Annotated in this window: 1 protein-coding gene and 2 tRNA genes; 1 reads left to right on the top strand and 2 read right to left on the bottom strand. The window is 67.5% G+C overall.

Translation table 11 applies throughout. The features are described from left to right. Positions 1-84: 84 nt before the first annotated feature. Complete coding sequence (gene tig, locus ACFXBC_RS31125) at positions 85-1,419, bottom strand: trigger factor (RefSeq protein ID WP_385032000.1); 1,335 nt, start codon at positions 1,417-1,419, stop codon at positions 85-87. A 115-nt stretch (positions 1,420-1,534) separates the two neighbouring features. Continuing rightward, positions 1,535-1,611 (bottom strand) — tRNA-Pro (locus tag ACFXBC_RS31120). 145 nt (positions 1,612-1,756) lie between these two features. Here ACFXBC_RS31120 and ACFXBC_RS31115 point away from each other — a divergent pair. Continuing rightward, a tRNA-Gly gene (locus ACFXBC_RS31115) sits at positions 1,757-1,827 on the top strand. Positions 1,828-2,147 lie beyond the last annotated feature (320 nt).

The raw sequence follows: 2,147 nt of genomic DNA, 5'->3' as shown, positions 1-2,147 counted from the left end.
GCCGGGCGGATCCGGGTGCGCGGGGCCGGACGGATCCGGGCGCATACAACGGGCGGGCCACTCCCCAGCAAGCAACCCGCGGGGCTACTCCTCGGCGGCCTCGTCCTCGTCGTCGCTCAGGTCGACGACCTCACCGTTGGTGTCCTTGACCTTGACGGCCTCGACGACGACCGCGAGGGCCTTTCCGCGGGCCACCTCGCCGACGAGCATCGGGACCTGGCCGCCCTCGACGACCGCCTGGGCGAACTGGTCGGGGCTCATGCCGGAGGACTGCGCACGCCGCATGAGGTGCTCGGTGAGCTCCTCCTGGTTGACGTTCAGCTTCTCCTTGTTGACCAGCTCGTCGAGGATGAACTGGGTCTTGATGCCCTTCTCGGCCTGCTCCTTGGTCTCGGCCGTGAACTCTTCCTCGGTCTTGCCCTGGATCTCCAGGTACTTGGCGAGGTCGAGACCCATCTGGCCGAGCTGGTGGTGCTCCAGGTTGTGCTTGCGGGTGTTGATCTCGTCCTCAAGAAGCTTCTCGGGGATCGGGACCTCCGCGAGCCTCAGCAGCTCGTCCAGGACGCGCTCCTGGGCCTGGGTGGCCTGCTCGTACTGCTTGGTGCTCTCCAGGCGCTTGCGGCTGTCGGCCTTCAGCTCGTCCAGCGTGTCGAACTCGCTCGCCAGCTGGGCGAAGTCGTCGTCCAGGGCCGGAAGTTCACGAGCGGCGACCGCGGTGACCTTGACGGTGACCTCGGCGGCCTTGCCCTCGGCGGAGCCGCCCTTGAGCTCGGAGGTGAAGGTGGCCTCGCCACCGGCCTCCAGACCGGTCACGGCCTCGTCGATACCGTCGAGCAGCTCACCGGAGCCGATGGTGTACGAGACACCCTCGGCCACGCCGTCCTCCAGCACCTCGCCGTCGACCTTGGCCTCCAGGTCGATGGTGACGACGTCACCATCGGCGGCGGCGCGCTCGACGGGGTTGGTGGACGCGAAGCGGCCACGCAGCTCCTCGACGGCCTTGTCGACGTCCTCGTCGCTGACGTCGACCGCGTCGACCTCGACCTCGATGCCGGAGTAGTCCGGGATCTCGATCTCGGGCCGGACGTCGACCTCGGCGGTGAAGGAGAGCAGCTCGCCGTCCTTGAGCTCCGTGATGTCGACCTCGGGCTGGCCGAGGACATTCAGCTCACCCTCGTTGACGGCCTCGGTGTAGAACTTCGGGAGGGCGTCGTTGACGGCCTCCTCCAGCACCGCACCGCGGCCGAAGCGCTGGTCGATCACGCGGTTCGGGATCTTGCCCTTGCGGAAGCCCTTCACCGTGACCTGCTCGTTGATCTTCTTGTACGCCGCGTCGAGGCTGTCCTTGAGCTCCTCGAAGGGCACCTCGATGCTGAGCCGAACCCGGGTCGGGTTCAGGGTCTCCACGGCGCTCTTCACGGTTCGGTCTCCTTGGGGGCTGACTTCAGAATCTCTGCCCGGTTGAGAGACACGCGGGCACACAGCTTGCATAGTAACGGCAAGCAGGAGGAGACCCACAATGCGATCTTGCTGCTGGTCGGGGTGGCCGGATTCGAACCGACGACCTTCCGCTCCCAAAGCGGACGCGCTACCAAGCTGCGCCACACCCCGTCGGTGCGAGACGTAGGGTACATGGCCGCCTGACGCGCCGTGGCGGCATGACACCGTTCCAGGCCGTACGGGACGGGTGTGCGCGGACCGGCTCCGACCCGCTACGATGCTTCTCGTGCCGCGGTCGCTCCGACCGGCGGCGCCTGCGGGCGTAGCTCAATGGTAGAGTCCTAGTCTTCCAAACTAGCTACGCGGGTTCGATTCCCGTCGCCCGCTCCGCACAGCACACGGCCCGGCCGGTGAGTACCTTCACCGGCCGGGCCGTTGCCCTTTCCAGCGCCCCTGCTGTTTCCCGGCGGGGCCCCGCTCCCGTCACGCGCCCTGTCCGGCGCCGTTGGGACGGAGCCGGACAGGGGGAGCGGCGGGGCCTGCCGCGGCAGCGCTAGAACTTGATCTGGTTGATCGTGTCGGCTATCGAGTTGAGGAACCTGTTGATCGTCGGGGGCCAAGCCCGCGACCCCCGGTAGAATACGCTGAGCGATGGGCCCGAGAGCGGGCCCGCCCTGTTTTGTTACCCCCCGGGAAAAACCCACAAC

Source organism: Streptomyces sp. NPDC059398 (assembly GCF_042751845.1).
Taxonomy (GTDB): domain Bacteria; phylum Actinomycetota; class Actinomycetes; order Streptomycetales; family Streptomycetaceae; genus Streptomyces.
The sequence above is the reverse complement of the archived record's forward strand: the minus strand, read 5'-3'. Positions and strand labels throughout refer to the sequence as shown.